Origin of the sequence: Geothrix limicola (assembly GCF_030268085.1) — a bacterium.
Lineage (GTDB): Bacteria > Acidobacteriota > Holophagae > Holophagales > Holophagaceae > Geothrix > Geothrix limicola.
In genome coordinates this window covers 1052073-1069047 of record NZ_BSDE01000001.1, presented here as the reverse complement: position 1 = coordinate 1069047, position 16975 = coordinate 1052073, and the positions used below count along the sequence as shown (strand labels likewise).

17 protein-coding genes are annotated in these 16975 nt (G+C 66.9%); 14 read left to right on the top strand and 3 right to left on the bottom strand.

The features are described from left to right. The first annotated feature begins 13 nt into the window (after nt 1–13). Genes QSJ34_RS04555 through QSJ34_RS04545 form a run of 3 tightly spaced genes read left to right on the top strand, consistent with a single transcriptional unit; the run spans nt 14 to nt 1489 of the window. Nucleotides 14–346 carry a hypothetical protein gene (locus tag QSJ34_RS04555; protein ID WP_285570918.1) on the top strand — a complete coding sequence of 111 codons (333 nt, stop codon included), beginning with the start codon at nt 14–16 and terminating at the stop codon, nt 344–346. After that, the gene (locus QSJ34_RS04550; protein WP_285570915.1) at nt 343–702 is read left to right on the top strand and encodes an arsenate reductase family protein; all 360 of its coding nucleotides are present in this window, start codon (nt 343–345) and stop codon (nt 700–702) included. The genes QSJ34_RS04555 and QSJ34_RS04550 overlap by 4 nt, the downstream gene beginning before the upstream one ends. A gap of 10 nt (nt 703–712) precedes the next feature. Then, on the top strand, nt 713–1489 hold the full coding sequence (locus QSJ34_RS04545; protein ID WP_285570913.1) for an exodeoxyribonuclease III: 777 nt from the start codon (nt 713–715) through the stop codon (nt 1487–1489). 58 nt (nt 1490–1547) lie between these two features. On the opposite strand, the gene QSJ34_RS04540 is transcribed toward QSJ34_RS04545, so the two are convergent. Then, nucleotides 1548–2555, bottom strand: coding sequence for a carboxypeptidase regulatory-like domain-containing protein (locus QSJ34_RS04540; RefSeq protein ID WP_285570910.1), 1008 nt, complete (start codon nt 2553–2555; stop codon nt 1548–1550). Nucleotides 2556–2739: 184 nt separating this feature from the next. Here QSJ34_RS04540 and QSJ34_RS04535 point away from each other — a divergent pair, with 184 nt between their 5' ends. The 5 genes from QSJ34_RS04535 to QSJ34_RS04515 all read left to right on the top strand — a co-directional run bounded on the left by QSJ34_RS04535 (nt 2740) and on the right by QSJ34_RS04515 (nt 8150). Then, the gene (locus tag QSJ34_RS04535) at nt 2740–3024 is read left to right on the top strand and encodes a DUF1844 domain-containing protein (RefSeq protein WP_285570907.1); all 285 of its coding nucleotides are present in this window, start codon (nt 2740–2742) and stop codon (nt 3022–3024) included. Between the two features lie 20 nt (nt 3025–3044). Then, a complete protein-coding gene (locus QSJ34_RS04530; protein WP_285570904.1) occupies nt 3045–4910 on the top strand; it encodes a tetratricopeptide repeat protein in 1866 nt (621 codons plus the stop codon). Between the two features lies 1 nt (nt 4911). Further along, entirely contained in the window at nt 4912–6084 is a 1173-nt protein-coding gene (locus QSJ34_RS04525) for a DUF4388 domain-containing protein (protein WP_285570902.1), read from the top strand. A gap of 109 nt (nt 6085–6193) precedes the next feature. Then, nucleotides 6194–6793: a thymidine kinase gene (locus QSJ34_RS04520; protein ID WP_285570899.1), complete on the top strand. Its 600-nt coding sequence runs from the start codon at nt 6194–6196 to the stop codon at nt 6791–6793. A 166-nt stretch (nt 6794–6959) separates the two neighbouring features. After that, the gene (locus QSJ34_RS04515) at nt 6960–8150 is read left to right on the top strand and encodes an acyl-CoA dehydrogenase family protein (RefSeq protein ID WP_285570897.1); all 1191 of its coding nucleotides are present in this window, start codon (nt 6960–6962) and stop codon (nt 8148–8150) included. A 65-nt stretch (nt 8151–8215) separates the two neighbouring features. Here the strand turns inward: QSJ34_RS04515 and QSJ34_RS04510 are convergent, their stop codons facing one another. Continuing rightward, nucleotides 8216–8644: a universal stress protein gene (locus QSJ34_RS04510; protein WP_285570895.1), complete on the bottom strand. Its 429-nt coding sequence runs from the start codon at nt 8642–8644 to the stop codon at nt 8216–8218. A gap of 117 nt (nt 8645–8761) precedes the next feature. On the opposite strand from QSJ34_RS04510, the gene QSJ34_RS04505 reads away from it, so the two are divergent. From QSJ34_RS04505 to QSJ34_RS04495, 3 genes are read left to right on the top strand one after another with little or no spacing between them, the layout of a single operon-like run. Next, nucleotides 8762–9460, top strand: coding sequence for a pirin family protein (locus tag QSJ34_RS04505; protein WP_285570893.1), 699 nt, complete (start codon nt 8762–8764; stop codon nt 9458–9460). A 9-nt stretch (nt 9461–9469) separates the two neighbouring features. Further along, on the top strand, nt 9470–10336 hold the full coding sequence (locus QSJ34_RS04500) for a pirin family protein (protein WP_285570889.1): 867 nt from the start codon (nt 9470–9472) through the stop codon (nt 10334–10336). Between the two features lie 52 nt (nt 10337–10388). Beyond that, the gene (locus QSJ34_RS04495) at nt 10389–11966 is read left to right on the top strand and encodes a methyl-accepting chemotaxis protein (protein ID WP_285570887.1); all 1578 of its coding nucleotides are present in this window, start codon (nt 10389–10391) and stop codon (nt 11964–11966) included. A gap of 111 nt (nt 11967–12077) precedes the next feature. Here QSJ34_RS04495 and QSJ34_RS04490 read toward each other — a convergent pair whose 3' ends face one another. Next, complete coding sequence (locus QSJ34_RS04490; protein WP_285570885.1) at nt 12078–13466, bottom strand: replication-associated recombination protein A; 1389 nt, start codon at nt 13464–13466, stop codon at nt 12078–12080. A gap of 117 nt (nt 13467–13583) precedes the next feature. On the opposite strand from QSJ34_RS04490, the gene QSJ34_RS04485 reads away from it, so the two are divergent. The 3 genes from QSJ34_RS04485 to QSJ34_RS04475 are packed head-to-tail and all read left to right on the top strand — an operon-like array spanning nt 13584 to nt 16881. Further along, complete coding sequence (locus QSJ34_RS04485; RefSeq protein WP_285570883.1) at nt 13584–14771, top strand: alanyl-tRNA editing protein; 1188 nt, start codon at nt 13584–13586, stop codon at nt 14769–14771. Between the two features lie 3 nt (nt 14772–14774). After that, on the top strand, nt 14775–15701 hold the full coding sequence (locus tag QSJ34_RS04480) for an alpha/beta hydrolase (protein WP_285570880.1): 927 nt from the start codon (nt 14775–14777) through the stop codon (nt 15699–15701). A 19-nt stretch (nt 15702–15720) separates the two neighbouring features. Further along, the gene (locus QSJ34_RS04475; protein ID WP_285570878.1) at nt 15721–16881 is read left to right on the top strand and encodes a cysteine desulfurase family protein; all 1161 of its coding nucleotides are present in this window, start codon (nt 15721–15723) and stop codon (nt 16879–16881) included. Nucleotides 16882–16975: the final 94 nt, after the last annotated feature.

Genomic DNA, 16975 nt, shown 5'->3' with positions numbered 1-16975 from the left:
CTTTGAGGTTGGCTTGGCCGTTCCCGTGCTTGGTTTCGAAGCCGAGATCCTTTCGGACGCCCCTTTCGACGTCGTGGCGGCCCGCCTGCGGGAGCCCCGCTCCTTGAAGTGCCTGCGTCCCTTTGGGCCTTGGATGTTGGCGGAAGCGGAAGACCAACTGGTGCTGACCTGGACGCGCCGGCGCCTGGGATCGCAGGAACACGGGGAACTCTACCTCGCGAATCATGAGCGCGGCGTCCACCTCCGCCTGAAGGCCCGGCATCGGGGCTGGATGGCCTTCTGCAGCTTCGGCCTCCTGCGCTGGCATTCCGACCGGCTGCTGGACCGCCTCGTGGAGGAATTGTGAACGCGACCCGCAGCCAGAAGCCGGTGCTCTGGATGAAATCAAGCTGCACCACCTGCCGCAACGCCAAGGCGAAGCTGGCCGAGTTGGGCATCGAAGTGGAGGTTCGCGACTACTTCAAGAAGCCGCTGGAGGCCGCTGAGCTGGCGCGACTGCTGCCTGAAGATCCTGCACCCATGCTCGGCACCAAGAGTCCGAAGTACAAGGAGCTGGGTCTCAAGGATCGGAAGCTCTCCAAGGCCGAGGCCATCGCCTTGATGCTGCAGGACAACAACCTGCTCAAGCGGCCCATTCTCGTGCACTCAAAAGGCGTCATCATAGGATTCCAACCCGAGATCTATGCCACCCTGGTTCCCTGAAGGAGGATCCATGCGGTTTTACAGTTGGAACGTGAACGGCTTCCGCTCAGTCATGAAGAAGGGCTTCATGGACTGGCTGGAAGAGACCGAGCCGGACGTGCTTTCTCTCCAAGAGATCCGCTGCGAATGGGAAGAGGTGGATCTCGGCGTGCGACGCCAGCTGGAAAGCGCCTACGACATCTGCTGGTTTCCTGCCACGAGCAAGAAGGGCTACGCGGGTTCGGCGACCCTCAGCAAGAAGGAACTGGGCTTCAGCCACACCAAGGGGCTGGGCATCGACGGCTACGACGCCGAAGGGCGCATGATCGTCTCGAAGAAGGACAAGCTCGTGTTCATCGCGGGCTATTTCCCGAACGCCTCCCAGGGGCTGGTGCGGCTCCCCTTCAAGCGCCAGTTCGCCAAGGATCTCGCCGCCATCGTGGCCAAGCACCACAAGGCCGGCCACCAGGTGATTCTCACGGGCGACATGAACGTGGCTCCCGAGGAGATCGACCTTGCCCGGCCCAAGGACAACACGAAGAACCCCGGCTTCACCCCCGAGGAGCGCGAGGACTTCAAGCTCTACCTGGGTGCGGGCTTGGCGGACGTGCTGCGGGAGCGGAACCCGACTACGCCAGGGCTCTACACCTGGTGGACGGCCCGCGGCGGCGCACGGGAGCGGAACGTGGGCTGGAGGATCGACCTCTTTCTCACCAGCCGCACGCTCCTGGATCAGGTGAAGGAAACCGCCATCCACGCGGACGTGCTGGGCTCCGACCACTGCCCCATCAGCCTCGAGTTGAAGTAAGGTTCGGCGCACGAAAAAGGGCCCCGGTCGGGGCCCTTTTTCATTTCAGAGCAGTGGCCTACTTGATCCTCTTGAGGGAAGGATCCTTCAACATTTCCTTGGCCGTCGCCGCGTCCTTGCCGTTGGGATCGAGCTCGAGGTACTTCTCGAGGTGGGTCTTGGTGCCCTTCAGGTTGTTCTCGCCGAACTCGACCATGGCCATCATGTAGTGGGCCTTCGCGTAGTTGGGCGCGATTTCCAGCACCTTCAGCCACTGGGCCTTGGCGGCCTTGGCGTTGCCGGCATTGAATGCTTCCACTCCCTTGTTGTAGATCACATCGGGGTTGGGCCCCTGGATCGCTTCCAGCATGGCGGTGTATTTCTGCTCGGCGGCCTGGTCGGACTTGGCCTTGCTCGTTTCGATGAGGGCGGCGATGACTCGCTCATCCTTGGGATTCCGCTCCAGGGCTTTCAGAAGGTAGGGTTCGGCCTCCTCCTTCTTGTAGCCGGCCTGGGCCATGCAGATGCCCAGCACCCGCTCGATCTTGAGAAGCTCGGGAGCCAGTTCGGTCTTGGCCTTTTCATCCTTCAGCTTTACTTGGGCCTCGGTCAACGTCTTGTAGGCCGTTTCGAGGAAAGGGAGGGCTTCACCGAACTTGCCTTCGTTGTAGAGGGGGATGGCCTGGTTGAAGGCGCTACGGCCTTCATTGTTCAAGGCATCACCCGGGTCCTCAGGAGCCGCCTGAGGGCCGGTCTTGGGAGCCTCGGCGGGGGTCAGCAGGGTGATGTTCTTGATGATCACATCCCCGAGGGGGATCTTCAGGGTCTCCGTCTGGGTGACGTACCCTTCGGCGCTGACGGTCATGATCATCTCGGCGGGATCGAGGCCCACCTGGAGGAAGCTGCCGTTCTTGTCGGGAATCAGGTCCTTGGCCCAATTCCGGTCGGTCCGCTTCAAGTTCACCTTGGAGCCCGGGATGGGCTTGCCGGCCTTGTCGAGCACCTTGCCCGAGATCCGGCCCGTCTGCTCGGCCTGGACGGTCAGGCAGATCGCGGGGAGCGTGAGAGCAAAAATGAGGCGTCGCATGGTCTTCCTCCAAACCCATCCATCGTTCCACAGGGCGGCCCTGACGCCGAGTGCTTTTCGTCAAAAGGAGCCAGGTTCACGTCCGAACCTGAAGGAAGCCGCTGGATTTTGGGCCGGATGCAGGAAAATTCGGGCTGTGGTAGGCTTCCCCGCAGACAACTCCTGAAAGTGTTTGAGGTAGCCCATGAATCCAGCGGTGCCGGAAGCATCCTTGACGGCCCTGATGCACCTCCTGACGGAACAGGCCCTGATGTCGATGGGCGTGCCTCACCCGATGATGAAGGAAGTTCCTCCGGCAAACCCAACGGTGGCGCGCTTCTATATCGACCTGCTCAGTGTGCTCAAAGACAAGACCGAAGGGGCGCGGACCGACGCGGAAACCGCTCAGCTTGACGAAATCCTGTACCAGTTGCGAATGCGTGCCATGGATCTGAAGCCCGCCGCGGAATCGCCCGGGACCTCGAAATGAAGGGCGCGAGGAGGTTGAGCATGGGGTTCTTTGGGACTCTCCGGATGGCGGGCCTGCTGGCTGCGAGCCTCCTGGTGTCCGCGGTCGAACCGGCCCCGGCTCCGCCCCAGGGCCCGTCACCTGCGGCTTCGTCCATCACGGCGCCGCTCCCGGCCGTCGCGCTCAGCCACCGGGCTGAGCACCTCTTCAAGGCCCTCTCCAAGGGGGACGCGGAAGGCGTCCGCGCCGCCCAACTGGAAGTGGAGGCGTTGCGCCGCACCTACTCCACGCTTGACGTCGCGCCGCTGGTCGAAGCCATGGCGCTCTGGGCCCGCGAGCAGGGCATGGCTGGCCGACCCTCCCTGGGCCTCGATGGGCTCCAGGCCGTGGAGCGATGGGCTCCGGATCATCCGACGCTGCTCGGCGCGCGGATCACCCTCATGCGGCGGCAGGGCGTCAAGGGCTGGTTGTGGAGTTTCCCCGACCTGCTGAGGCTCACGCGCCAGCGCATCGATCGCCCGGAGTATCGCTGGCTATGGCTGGTCCAGCACCTGGGCATGATCCGGCTTACGGCCACCCTGCTGCTTTGGGGCTGGGCTCTCACCATGGGACTCCGGTATCGGAATGTCCTGCGCCATCTCTGGGAAGAGCCCCTGGAGCACAAGGGCGTCTCGCCCCTGGCCGCTGCGGCCCTGGGCGCCCTGATGCTCGCGGGACCGGTGATCCTGGGGCTGGATCCCATGGTCGCTGCCATCCTCTGGCTCTTCCTGCTGGCCCCCTTCCTGCACGCGGCCGAAGTGCGGGTGACGGCCTTCGTCCTGCTGCTTCAGCTCGTGCATCCGGCCCTTGCAGCCTTCGAGCCCTGGGCGGCCCGGGAGCCCCAGCCGAGCCTGCTGTTGCTTCAGCTGCAGCCCCAGGTCCAGCCGGTGCAGCCAGCCGCCCTGCACCTGCTGCCGCCCTCGGACCAGGCTTTCCTCACGGGGTGGAACCAGCTTCAGAACCAGGACTGGAAAGCCGCGGAATCGACCTTCCAGGAGCTGGTGGGCCGGATCCCGGAGCAGACCGCGGTGCTCAACAATCTGGCCGTGGCCAAGTTCCAGCAGGGGGACGTGGCCGGCGCGGAGAAGACCTTTGATGCGGCGCTCGCGGCCGGAACCAAGATGGAAGTGCTCCTCAACCAGAGCATCCTCGCCTTCAACCGCCTCGACACCGTGCTCGGCGCCTCCAAGCGGGACGATGCCCAGGCGGCCGGCCCGGAAGCCTACACGCTCCTGATCGCCTTGAACGACGCTCAGAAGGACGCCCGCACCTATCCGATCCCCCTCCCGGACACGCCGGAGCGCGTGCAGGCCCTGGTGGAAGCCACGGGAGGAAGCAAGGGGTCTGACATCCGTTTCACGGACCGGGCCTTCCTCGTGGCCCTTCTACTTCCAGTCCTGGGGCTGCTCGCCTTCCTCGCGCGGGTGCGGGCCAGCGTCCGCATGGCCTATCCCACCCAGTGCATCCGCTGCGGCGAGCCCTTCCACACCACCGACAGCCCGGATGTGGAGGTGTGCCAGAAGTGTCACCACCTGTTCGTGCTGCGCGACGGCCTCCACGCGGAGAACCGCCGGAAGAAGCTGGACGAGGTGGCCGACCACCAGCAGAACACCCGCTGGATTCACAAGACCCTCATCGTGCTGCTTCCCGGCTGCGACCTGGCCTTCCTGGGGGACACGCGCGAAGGCCTGATCGAATTCCTGCCTTTCTGCCTGGCCGTGGGGATGATCCTCGCCACGGGCCGGTCGGTGCGGTATCCCGGCGAGATCCTGGCGGATCCCACCTCCACCTGGCTGGCGGTGGGGGCCGCGCTGGTGGGCCTCTTCTACCTCCGTTCCTGGCTGAAGCTGATTCTGAGGAGGGCCTGAGATGGCACTGGAAGGATCCCTCCGGGACTTCGACCTCTTCTCCCTGTTCAACATGATCAAGATCCAGGGGAAGAACGGCACCCTGGTGCTCTCCCAGGGGCAGGAGTTCGTCAAAGTCTTTTTCGAGAACGGCGAGATCGTCGGCTGCGATTCCAATCAGGTCCGCATGGAGGACCGCCTCGGCACCATGCTCGTGCGGCTCGGGCGCCTCACGGGCGATGAGCTTCTGGCCATGGTCCAGGTCCAGCGACAGACCCTCAAGCGCATGGGCACCTTGCTGTTGGAAAGCGGCAAGGTCAATCCTTCGGACCTGCAGGACGCCCTCTTCAACCAGGCCACGTCCATCCTCCACCGCACCTTCCGCTGGGTGGAGGGGGACTACCGCTTCGATTCCATGCTGCCGCCGGATCTGGATCGCGATCACTTCGTGCCGATCCCGGTGGACACGGTGCTGATGGAAGCGGCCCGCATCCAGGACGAGTGGCCCGAAGTCGAGCGACGCCTCCCCGGCATGGACACGCCCCTCGGGAAATCGCCGAGGGCCCAGGCCCTGCATCTGGACATCGACCGGGATGTGTCCTCCCTGCTGGACGGCAAGGGCGGCCAGATGCAGCACGGCAGTTCCGGGCTCACCCACGAGCAGGAGATGGTCCTCTCCTATTTCGACCATGCCCAGTGCATCAAGGATATCGTCCAGGTCAGCCGCTACGAGGAACTGGATACCTGCAAGGCCATCGCCGACCTCCTGGAAGCCGGGCTGCTGGAACCCATCACCGGCGAGGCGCCCAAGGTGGTGCGTCCCTGGGTCCTGGACGGACACCCGGACCTGACGCCGCAGGAATGGGAATCCAACCGCTTCCTGTGGCCCATGGTGGCCGTGGGATTCCTCGTGCCCCTGGCCCTCTACGTGCCGCATCATCGCGGGTCCATGAACATGGGGCTGGCCAGCCTCCAGCCCGTGGATGTGCTCGTGGTCCCCGAAGGACCGACCCGGCTCCGCCAGGCCTGGGCGCTTCGCATGGCCTCCCCAGGCGATGGGGGGGTCGCCCTTGCCAAGCATCTTGGACGGCCGCTGGATGGCGCGAACCCCGTGCCCGACCTCGCGAAGCTGCCCGATCCGATGGCCCCGCCGATTCCGGCCCCGGAACCGGCTCCGGTCCGCAAGAATAGGTAAGGCGGTATTTCAAAATCAACCCAGCCGTCCCCTCGGGGCGGCGCGTTCAAGCACCGCTCTGGGACCCACGCAGACACGTGTGGACCGAGAGCGGTCCGAAGGATGTCCGATGTTCGTGCACCAGCGCCAGGGTTCCCTGGAGGTGATCTGCGGTCCCATGTTCTCCGGGAAGTCGGAGGAACTCATCCGGCGCATCAAGCGGGCCATCATCGCCAAGCAGAAGGTGCAGGTGTTCAAGCCGGCGCTGGATGACCGCTACGACGTTTCCGCCGTTGCCAGCCACAGCCAGCGCAAGCATGAAGCCATCGCGGTGAAGGATACGACGGAGCTGCTGCGGCACCTGGACCCTGATACCCAGGTGGTGGCCCTGGACGAAGCCCAGTTCCTGGATGAAAGCCTGATCCCGATCATCGAGGACCTGGCCAACCGCGGTGTTCGCGTCATCGCCGGCGGCCTCGACCAGGATTCCAACGGCGAACCCTTCGGCATCATGCCCATCCTGCTGGCGAAGGCCGATTACGTGACCAAGCTGCAGGCCATCTGCATGGTGTGCGGAGCCCTGGCCAGTCGCACGCAGCGCATGGTGCACACGGGGGGCCAGGTGCTCGTGGGTGCGGCCGAGGCCTACGAGGCCCGCTGCCGCCACTGCCACGAGGTGCCTCACCCCACGGGGGACCGGCTGCTGGAGGACCTCACCCAGGGTTCCTGATTTTGCACATCGTCAAGTCGATCCCTGGCATGACAGGGATGTGAACGGTGAAGGCCCATGCGCCCCTGGCCTGGTTTTGACGCAGCGGTAGACTGGCCGCGACGCGCTGCTGCAGCGTCGATTCCTTTCTTCCGCCCGAGGCTTCAGGGCACAACAGGAGGTTCCCATGGCTGGCGCCTACGCCACCTTCACCCACATCACAGACTACATGGGCTTCGAAGGGCTGCTCACCGAGGAAGAACGGATGATCCGCGAGACCGCGCGGAAATTCGTTAACGCCGAGGTGCTGCCCATCATCGAGAAGCACGCCCAGGATCAGACCTTTCCCAAGCACCTCATCCCCAAGATGGGCGAACTGGGTTTCTACGGCCCCTCGCTGCCCGAAGAATACGGCTGCATGGGCGTCTCCAACGTCGCCTACGGCCTGCTGATGTACGAACTCGAGCGTGGCGATTCGGGCCTGCGCTCCTTCGCGTCGGTGCAGGGCAGCCTCGTGATGTGGCCCATCTACGCCTACGGTAGCGAAGCGCAGAAGAAGCACTGGCTGCCCAAGCTGGCCACGGGCGAGAAGATCGGCTGCTTCGGCCTCACGGAGCCGGATTTCGGATCCAACCCTGGTGGCATGCTCACCAAGGCCGTGCGAGAGCCCGGCGGCAAGTGGCGCATCAACGGCACCAAGATGTGGATCACCAATGGCACCGTGGCCGACGTGGCCGTGGTGTGGGCCCAGACCGAGGACGGCATCCGCGGCTTCCTCGTGGAGAAGGGCACGCCCGGCTTCAGCGCCCCCGAGATGAAGGGCAAGTGGAGCCTGCGGGCCTCCACCACCTCCGAGCTGGTGCTCGAAGATGTGATCGTGGATGAGACGGCCAGCCTGCTGCCCAACGTGAAGGGCCTGAAGGGCCCCCTCGGCTGCCTCACCCAGGCCCGCTACGGCATCGCCTGGGGTGCGCTGGGCGCGGCCGACGCCTGCTACCAGTGCGCGCTCGACTACGCGAAGAGCCGCATCCAGTTCGACAAGCCCATCGCCAGTTTCCAGCTCCAGCAGGAGAAGCTGGCCTGGATGGTCACTGAACTCACGAAGGGCCAGCTGCTCGTGCACCAGCTCGGCCGCCTGAAGGACGCCAAGACCTTCACGCCCGCCCAGGTCTCCATGGCCAAGATGAACAACGTGAACGTGGCCCTCGAAATCTGCCGCAAGGCCCGCACCATCCTCGGCGCCAACGGCATCCTCGACGAGTACCCCGTCATGCGTCACATGGCGAACCTCGAGAGCGTCTACACCTACGAGGGCACCCACGATATGCACACCCTCGTCATCGGACAGGAAGTGACTGGAATTCCCGCGTACCGATAAGGATCCGTTCCGACGTGAAAAGCGGGCCGCAGGGCCCGCTTTTCACGTGAGGAAAGAGAAGAACATCAATGCCGCTTCTCCGTACGCACCACCAGCACGTCGCAGGGGGCCAGCCTAACCACGCGCGCGGCGGTGCTGCCGAAGAGCAGGCGTTCCAGGGTGGAATGCCCCACCTGGGCCACCACCAGCAGGGTCTTGGGGTCGGCTTCGGAAACGAGTTCTTCCGCGGGGCCGCCCCATTTCACGATGACCGAGGCGCCGGGATAGGGCTTGACCCAGGCCTCCAGCTGCTCGCGGGCATGGTCTTCCATGTTGTGCAGCCAGGCGGGATCGGGCAGGGCGATCTGGGCTTCCGGCAGCATGGGCGCGGGGGGCTGCAGCACGTGCATGGCCACCAGCGGCACACCGCAGCGGGCCGCCCAGCTGCCGGCCCGCTCCAGGGCCTGCTTCGAGGCTTCGGAAAAATCCACTCCCGCCAACACGCGCGTGATCATGACGACCTCCGGTCGGACACCCCAAAGATAAGTCCATGGTCATGAATCGACCTTCGATTTTTTAAGGTCCCGCTTGAAATACGAGTTGTAACACCTAAAATGATTCCAGGAGGCGCCATGATCACCCTTCGCCCTGCTGAATCCCGCGGTCATGCCGATTTCGGCTGGCTGGACACCCACCACACTTTTTCCTTCGGGGATTATTTCGAACCCGAGCACGAGCGGTTCCACACCCTTCGCGTACTGAACGAGGATCGCGTGAAGCCCGGCAAGGGCTTCGGAACCCACGGCCACCGCGACATGGAGATCCTGACCTGGGTGCTGTCGGGCGCCCTGGAGCATCGCGACAGCCTGGGCACCCATGGCGTCATCCGGCCCGGCGAGGCCCAGGTGATGAGCGCGGGCACCGGCATCCGCCACAGCGAGTTCAACGCCTCGGACGCGGAGCCGGTCCATTTCCTCCAGATCTGGATCCTGCCCGAGCGGGTGGGCCTGGCGCCCCGCTACGATCAGGTGGCCTTCCCGGATGAGGCCCTGCGAAACCAGCTCCACCTCATCGCCAGCCCCGACGGGGCAGAGGGCTCCGTGAAGGTCTTCCAGGATGTTCGCGTCTTCGCGGCCCGGCTGGATGCGGGGCGTGAGGTGCTGGCCGACGTCCCCCCGGGTCGCGCCGGGTTCCTGCAGGTGGCCGCAGGCGTGGTGACCGTGAATGGCCTGGTCATGAAAGCCGGGGATGGCGCCCGCATCGAGCAGGAACGGTCCATCCTGGTGTCCGCCGATTCTCCCTCTGAAATCCTCTTCTTCGATCTTGCCTGAGGAAACCCCATGCGCATCAAGCCCGTCCTTTCCCTCGTCTTCGGCCTGCCGACCCAGGACGGCAACCGCGTGCCCCTCACTCGCCTGGTGCCTGGCCAGGGGCAGCGCGGCGACGTCGCCTTCCGGGCCATGGATCCCTTCCTGCTCATGGACCATTTCGGCCCCATGACGCTGCCTCCGGGCACGGATGCCGGCTTTCCGCCCCATCCCCACCGCGGCTTCCAGACGCTCACCTACCTCATCCAGGGCGCCTTCAAGCACCGCGACAGCACCGGCGGGTCGGGCCTGCTGCGGCCCGGCGGGGCGCAGCTGATGAATGCGGGCTTGGGCATCGTCCACGAGGAGATGCCGGTGCCCGAACACCTTGAGACCGGCGGCGCCATCGAAGGGGTCCAGCTCTGGATCAACCTGCCGAAGGCGGACAAGGGCTCGGCGCCGGGCTACACGGATCTGCAGCCCGAATCCATGCCCTGGAAGGCGGTTCCCGGTGGTCGCATTCGCGTGCTGGCGGGCACCTGGGCCGGGGTGACGGGCCCCGCCCGCACGCCCGCGAAGATCGCCTACGCCCATCTGGAACTGGTGGCCGGGACGCGCTTTGAGCAAGCCGTCCCTCCTGGCTGGACGGCGGTCGTGGTGCCGCTGCACGGCTCGGTGCTCATTGAAGGTACCGAGGTCGCTGCCGATACGGTCGCCCTGCTGGGAGATGGGGATGGCGTGGCCTTCGAATGTCTCAGTCCGGCCAGCCTGATGCTCCTGTCGGGAGAACCCCTCGGCGAGCCCATAGCCCACTACGGGCCCTTCGTCATGAACACCCGCGAGGAGATCGAGCAGACCCTGCTGGACTATCAGCAGGGGCGCCTGGGCCACCTGGCCTGAACTTCAGATCCGGTCCCGCGGGCCGAAGAAGGGGTATATCCGGACGGTTCGAATGGCCCAGCCAACCCCTTCTTCTCCCGTGGACGCCGCTGCCGCCGAGGGCGGTTCGGCCCAGCTCACCCAGGATCTCGTGGTCCTGGAGCGGGTGATCGACCGTTCGGCGGCGGGCGCGGCCCGCACGTCGGTGCGGGTGCAGTCCCTGGCTCGGGAGATTGATCAGATCCTCACGAGCACCCGGGCCATCCAGGAGACCCTGGAAGGCCTGGGAGGCAACATCTCCCAGGCCGCCTCGGCTGCGGAGGAAGGTGCCGAATCCACGCGCCGCATGGCGGACCTGACCCAGAAGGGCCGGCAGGAGAGCGACCAGGCCGTGTCCACGGTCCGGCAGCTGCAGCAGCAGACCCAGATCACCTCGGAACGGCTCGAATCCCTCATGGGCCACATCCTTCAGGTCAACGAGGTCTCCCTGGTGATCGGCGAGATCGCGGACCGGACCGGGATGCTCAGCCTCAATGCGGCCATCGAGGCGGCCCACGCCGGTGCCGCCGGCCGCGGATTCGCCGTGGTGGCCGAGGAAGTGCGCAAGCTCGCGGACCGAACCTCCAAGCAGACCCAGGAAATCGCGGATCTGCTGGAGGCCATTCGGAAGGATCTGGATCCGGCCCGCGAAGCCATGGACCGCAGTCTGGGCCTGGCCTCGGAGACCCGCACCCAGGTGGAGGCCGTGGAGCAGCGGTTCTCGGGCATCGCCGACCTGGCCGAATCCACGGCGGGCCACGTATCCAGCATCGCCCAGACGGCCACGGACGAACACGCGGCGGCCCGCACCCTGGTGGAAGCCTCCGGGCGCCTCCTCGAATCCACGGGCAGCCTCAAATCCGGGGCGGAGGCTGTGGCTCAGGACGCCTTCAGCCTCTCCTTCCTGTCCGAGGAGGGTCATCGGCACCTGGCGGCCTATGACACGGGCACGCTCTTCCACCGGGCCCTGCGTCTGGCGCGGGAACTCGCCGGCACCAGCGCGGGCATCCTGGAGGCGCCGGTCGCGGAGGGCCGGATCCGCAAGGAAGATCTATTGGCCCTCGACTACCGTGAGATCTACGGCTCGGAGATCCAGGGACTGTCGAATTTTTTCAACGTCCTGCGGGTGCCGCACGAGGGGTTCACGCCGCCCAAATTCCGCACGGCCTACGATGCCTTCGTGGAGAAGCCGCTGCAGGCGGCCTTTGACCGCGTGCTGGAGGCGGAGCCGCGCCTGACCTTTGCCCTGATCCTCGACCTCAACAGCTACGCGCCGTCGCACAACAAGTGCTTCTCCAAGGACTGGACTGGCCAACCCGACAAGGACCTGGCCGGGAACCGCGTGAAGCGCTTCTTCACGGACAACCGGGTACTGGTGCGCGGCGCGCGCCACGGTCTTGGGGCGGCCGCCGAGGCTCTTCCGGACCGCGTGGGCCGGATGGAATTCCAGCGGGTCGCCGATCTCAGCGAGCAGGCCACGAGCCCCGAGGATTTCCTTGTGCAGACCTACGCCCGGGATACCGGCGCCATCATCACCGTCATCACTGTCCCGCTGCACGTGTTCGGCCAGCGCTACGGCGTGAGCCTGCTGGGCTGGTCCAGCGAAGACTGAAACGGACCTTTCCCCCTAATAAAGAACAGCACGTCACGAAACTTGAGCCCTTCATTCGCGCCCATTCGCGTCATTCGCGGTTTCATCCTTTTTAGATAAATTTCGGTCGGCCTAGATGGGCTTCGCCTCGAGCTTGCGTGCGAGCGTGAAGCGCCCCAGGGCCAGCTTGGACACGGAACGGGCCAGGGCCTCGCGGCTGCAGGCCAGCGCCTCGCTCCAGGCCTCGAGGGGCAGTTCACCGCCCTCGGGGTGGGCCTCGACCCAGGTCTGCCACAGATCGCCAAGGGCTGCGGCGTCAGGTTCCTGGCGGTCGCGCCAGCTGCGCTCCTGGGGGCGCCTGGGCTCGTAGAAGGCGGTGCCGCGCAGCTTGTCGGGCAGGAAGGTCTGGGCGCGGTCGTAGTCGTCGTGGGAATAGTGGTAGCCCACGCCGCGCCCGGCCTTGCGGGCCGTGGCCGTGTGGGCGTCGCGGATGGATTCGGGGATGGGCGCGTCATCGGCGGCCAGGGCCGCGTCCACGGCCATCACCGTGGCGTTGCTCTTGGCGGCGTTGGCCACGTAGATGACGGCCTGGGCGAGCGGGATGCGGGCCTCGGGCCAGCCGATCTGCTCCACGGCGCGGCTGGCGGCTTCGGCGAGGATGAAGGCCTGAGGATCGGCGTTGCCCACGTCCTCGGCGGCGCAGACCATCAGGCGTCGCGCGATGAAGCGCGGATCCTCACCGCCGCGGATCATGCGGCTCAGGTAGTAGAGCGCCGCATCGGCATCGGAGCCCCGCAGACTCTTCTGAAAGGCGCTGGCCAGGTCGTAGTGGCCATCAGCGCGGTCGAACATCATGCGGCCGCCCAGGGCGCCCTGGAGCGATTCCAGATCCGGATCCGGCATCTCCATCCAGGTTTCCAGCCCCGACAGTGCCGACCTCAGATCGCCGCCGGCCCAGTTCGCGAGCCACTCGAAGACCTCGGCGGGCTCGGGCTCGCCGTCCCGTTCCTTGGCCCAGGCTCGCCGCAGCACCTGCAGGATGTGGACGGGCTCCAGGGCCTTGAGGGCGATGAGCTGGCAGCGGCTGCGCAGCGCCGGGTTGAGGTAGAAGGCCGGATTCTCGGTGGTGGCGCCGATGAGGATGGCCTCGCCACGTTCGAGGAAGGGCAGCAGGATGTCCTGCTGGGCCCGGTTGAAGCGATGGATCTCGTCGAGGAACACGACGGGCGGGACGTGCCGGAACAGGGGCATCTCGCGGCTGTCGGCCAGGAACTTCTTCAGCTCCGCCGCGCTGCCGCTGACGCCCGAGAATTCCATGAACCCGTGGCCCGTGGCTTCGGCGAGGATGCGCGCCAGCGTCGTCTTGCCCGTGCCCGGGGGGCCCCACATCACCATGGAGGGCAGGCGCCCGCCCGCCGTGAGCCGCGTCAGCGCGCCCTTGGGCCCCAGCAGGTGCGCCTGTCCGACCACCTCGTCGAGGGTGGTGGGGCGGAGGCGTTCGGGAAGGGGAACGTGGGACATGGTGACCCTCAGACTATCAGCCCGGCTGTGCTAGGCTCCCCGCATGAGCATGCAGCACGAGCGGAGTGCCACTTTGGCGAAGCCGAAGCCCGCAGGGCACGGCACAGGAGGTGCCGTGTGAACGTCCTTCCTGCCTACGAACGAGACCCCTTGGCGACCTCCCTGGAGACCCGCATCCTGCGCTGCGGCGACGAGAAGGGCCGTCCCTTCGTGATCCTGGAGGACACCGTCTTCTACCCCGAGGGCGGGGGCCAGCCCTGCGACCTGGGCACGGTGAACGGCGTCGAGGTGGTGGATGTCCAGAAGCGTGACGGGGAGATCCGGCACTACTTGAAAGGCGCGCTTTCGGAGGGCCCGGCTTCACTCCGGCTCGACTGGGCCCGGCGCTTCGACCACATGCAGCAGCACACGGGCCAGCACCTGCTCACGGCCGTGGCCCAGGACCGCTTCGGTTGGGCGACCACGGCCTTCCACCTCGGCGCCCAGGTCTGCGACATCGAGGTGGATGCGCCGTCGATCTCGCCTGCCGAGATGGCACGGCTGGAAGAGGCCGTGGCGGTGGAAATCCGCGCCCAGCGAGAGATCTCGGCCCGATGGGTCACGACGGAAGCCTATGGTCAGGAGGCCGTGCGTTCCCGCGGGCTGCCCGAGGGGCATGTGGGCGACATTCGGCTCGTGCGCATCGAGGGCGTAGACCTGAACACCTGCGGCGGCACGCACCTGCGCCACACGGGCGAGATCGAATCCCTCAAGCTGCTCGGAACCGAGGGCATCCGCGGCGGCACGCGGCTCTTCTACGTGGCGGGCGGCCGCGTGCGGCGTCGCCTCGGGGCCCACGAACAGCGCAACGCCGCCCTTCGTGCCGCCCTCGGCGCGCCGGATGAGGACTTGGTGTCCGCGCTCCAGATCAAGCTGGATCAGCTCCTGGCGCTGGACCGCCGCACCCGCAAGCTGGAGGAGGAACTGGCCGAGTACCAGGCCGCGGCCCTGGGTGCGCGTCCGGGCGCCCTGGTGGAGGCGCACCTGGAGGGCCGGGACATGGCCTTCCTGCAGAAGCTGGCCCGCGGTGTGCTGACGGTGGATCCCGCCAAGGCCGTGTTCCTCACGGCGGAGGCGAACGGGCAGGGCATCTTCCTGCTGAGCGCGGGCGAGGCGTCGAGCCTCGATGTTGCCGCGCTCGGGAAGGCCGTGGCGGAGGTCCTGGGCGCCAAGGGCGGCGGTTCCGGCAAGAGCTTCCAGGGCAAGGCTCCCAGCCTGGCGGCCCGCGCCGAGGCCCTGACCCACCTCCAGGCTCGCGAAGGCTGAGTGATGTTCCGGTCCTGGTCGCCCTGGATCACGGGACCGCTCCGGTTCCTGATCGGGGCCGCCGGGCTCTATGCGGTGCTCTGCGCGGTGGCCTTCCTGGCCCAGCGGCGCCTGATGTACTTCCCCGAGCGGGAGGGCGAGACCGAGGCCATCCACCGGGCCCTGGGCCACGGGCTCGTGCCCTGGTCCGACGCGCGGGGCCGGCTGCTCGGATGGCGGCGGGTGGTGCGGCGGCAGGCGCCCCGCATGCTTGTGTTGCACGGCAACGCGGGCGATGCGCTGGGCCGGGAAGGCTACCTGGCGGTGCTCGAGGCCGCGGGTTTCGAAGTCGTCCTGCTGGAATATCCGGGTTACGGACCGCGGGAGGGCGAGCGGTCGGAAGCCTCGCTGGTGGCCGACGCGCGGGCGGCCCTGCGGCGTTTGCGGGAGGAATCGAAGACCCCGGTGTTCCTGCTGGGCGAGAGTCTGGGTTCCGGCGTGGCGGTGCAGGTGGCCGCCGCCGAACGCGGCGCCGTGGCCGGCCTGTTGCTGACCGTGCCTTTCGCCCGCATGACCGAGGTCGCGGCGCAGCACTATCCGTACCTGCCCATGGGTCTGCTCCTGAAGGATCGCTGGGACAGCCTGGGGGCTGTGCGTGGCTATCCGGGCCCGGTCGCCATGATCGTGGCGGGGCGGGACGAGGTGGTGGGTGCCGAGCAGGGGCGCCGCCTCGCCAAGGGCTGTCCGGGAGCCGTGCGGGTCTGGGAGATCCCGGACGCCAACCACAACGGCCTGCCGCTGCTTCCGGGGCGGCCGCCCTGGTCCGAGGCCCTGGCCTTTCTCCGCAGTCACGTGCAGACGCAAGGTCTGGGCTCGGCTCAGGCCTTGCGTGGGGGTCAAAGGGGGGACGTAGAGCGAGCCTCGGCGAGCGGGCGGTCCCCCCTTTCCTGACAGATGGGACAATGAGGCCATGGATCTCATCTACCTCGACCACAACGCCACCACCGCCCTCGATCCCGAGGCCTTCGAAGCCATGCGGCCCTGGTTCACCGAGCGTTTCGGCAATGCCAGCGCGGCCTATGCGTTGGGGCACCTGTCGGATGGCGCCGTGGTGGCGGCGCGGGAGCAGGTGGCGGCCCTCGTGGGCTGCACGCCCGCGGAGATCGTCTTCACCTCGGGGGGCACCGAAAGCCTGAACCACGCCTTCCGCGGCGTCTGGGAGGCCTTTCCGGCGAAGCGTCACCTCGTCACGACCGCCGTCGAGCATCCCGCCGTCCGGGCCCTGGTGCTGTGGTGGAAGGCCCAGGGCGGCGCGGTCACCGACGTGGGCGTGGATGCGGAGGGCCGCCTGGACCTGGCGACCTTCGAGGCGGCGCTGCGCGCGGACACGGCCCTGGTGGCGGTCATGGCGGCCAACAACGAATCCGGCGTGCTGTTTCCCGTGGCCGAAGCGGGCCGCCTCGCCAAGGCCAAGGGCGCGCTCCTCCTCGTGGACGCCACCCAGGCCATGGGCAAGATCCCCGTGGACGCCGCGGCTTGGGGGGCGGACCTGCTGAGCCTCAGCGGCCACAAATTCCATGGGCCGAAGGGCACCGGCGCGCTGATGATCCGCCGCGGCGTGCGCCTCAAGCCCCTGATGCTCGGCGGCTCCCAGGAGCGCGGTCGACGCGGTGGCACTGAGAACGTCCCCGGCATCGTTGGTCTGGGCCGGGCCGCGGAACTCGCGCGAACGCGGCTGCCCGAGATGGCGCGCGTGAGAGGGATGCGGGATGCCTTCGAGGCGCGTTTGTTGGCGGAGATCCCCGAGATCCGCATCCACGGGCCTGCGTCGGAACGCCTGCCCAACACCAGCCTCGTCGGTTTCGCCGGTCTCGAAGGCGAGGCCCTGCAGCTGAAGCTGGCCGAGCAGGGCATCTGCGTGTCCACGGGCAGTGCCTGCAGCACGGGCATGCGTGAACCCAGCCACGTGCTGCGGGCCATGCAGGTGCCCGACGCCTTCGCGCGGGGCACCGTGCGCTTCAGCCTCGGGCGGGGGACTTCGCAGGAGGATCTGGACAAGGTGCTGGGTCTGCTGGAACCCATGGTGGGCGAATTGAGGAAGGGGGCGGGGCTTCAGGCCACTCGCCGCTGATTCCGGTTCGAAGCCCTCCCCTTGAAGGAAGAATGGGCTACCATCACGCCACATCAGAATTCGGGACCCCAAGCCTCTGTCATGCCGATGAGAA

What these genes read in the sequence shown, in the direction of transcription:
- QSJ34_RS04545 (WP_285570913.1), top strand. Translation starts at nt 713, where the DNA reads ATGCGGTTTTACAGTTGGAACGTGAACGGCTTCCGCTCAGTCATGAAG.
- QSJ34_RS04540 (WP_285570910.1), bottom strand. Translation starts at nt 2,555, where the DNA reads ATGCGACGCCTCATTTTTGCTCTCACGCTCCCCGCGATCTGCCTGACC.
- QSJ34_RS04535 (WP_285570907.1), top strand. Translation starts at nt 2,740, where the DNA reads ATGAATCCAGCGGTGCCGGAAGCATCCTTGACGGCCCTGATGCACCTC.
- QSJ34_RS04530 (WP_285570904.1), top strand. Translation starts at nt 3,045, where the DNA reads ATGGGGTTCTTTGGGACTCTCCGGATGGCGGGCCTGCTGGCTGCGAGC.
- QSJ34_RS04525 (WP_285570902.1), top strand. Translation starts at nt 4,912, where the DNA reads ATGGCACTGGAAGGATCCCTCCGGGACTTCGACCTCTTCTCCCTGTTC.
- QSJ34_RS04520 (WP_285570899.1), top strand. Translation starts at nt 6,194, where the DNA reads ATGTTCGTGCACCAGCGCCAGGGTTCCCTGGAGGTGATCTGCGGTCCC.
- QSJ34_RS04515 (WP_285570897.1), top strand. Translation starts at nt 6,960, where the DNA reads ATGGCTGGCGCCTACGCCACCTTCACCCACATCACAGACTACATGGGC.
- QSJ34_RS04510 (WP_285570895.1), bottom strand. Translation starts at nt 8,644, where the DNA reads ATGATCACGCGCGTGTTGGCGGGAGTGGATTTTTCCGAAGCCTCGAAG.
- QSJ34_RS04505 (WP_285570893.1), top strand. Translation starts at nt 8,762, where the DNA reads ATGATCACCCTTCGCCCTGCTGAATCCCGCGGTCATGCCGATTTCGGC.
- QSJ34_RS04500 (WP_285570889.1), top strand. Translation starts at nt 9,470, where the DNA reads ATGCGCATCAAGCCCGTCCTTTCCCTCGTCTTCGGCCTGCCGACCCAG.
- QSJ34_RS04495 (WP_285570887.1), top strand. Translation starts at nt 10,389, where the DNA reads ATGGCCCAGCCAACCCCTTCTTCTCCCGTGGACGCCGCTGCCGCCGAG.
- QSJ34_RS04490 (WP_285570885.1), bottom strand. Translation starts at nt 13,466, where the DNA reads ATGTCCCACGTTCCCCTTCCCGAACGCCTCCGCCCCACCACCCTCGAC.
- QSJ34_RS04480 (WP_285570880.1), top strand. Translation starts at nt 14,775, where the DNA reads ATGTTCCGGTCCTGGTCGCCCTGGATCACGGGACCGCTCCGGTTCCTG.
- QSJ34_RS04475 (WP_285570878.1), top strand. Translation starts at nt 15,721, where the DNA reads ATGGATCTCATCTACCTCGACCACAACGCCACCACCGCCCTCGATCCC.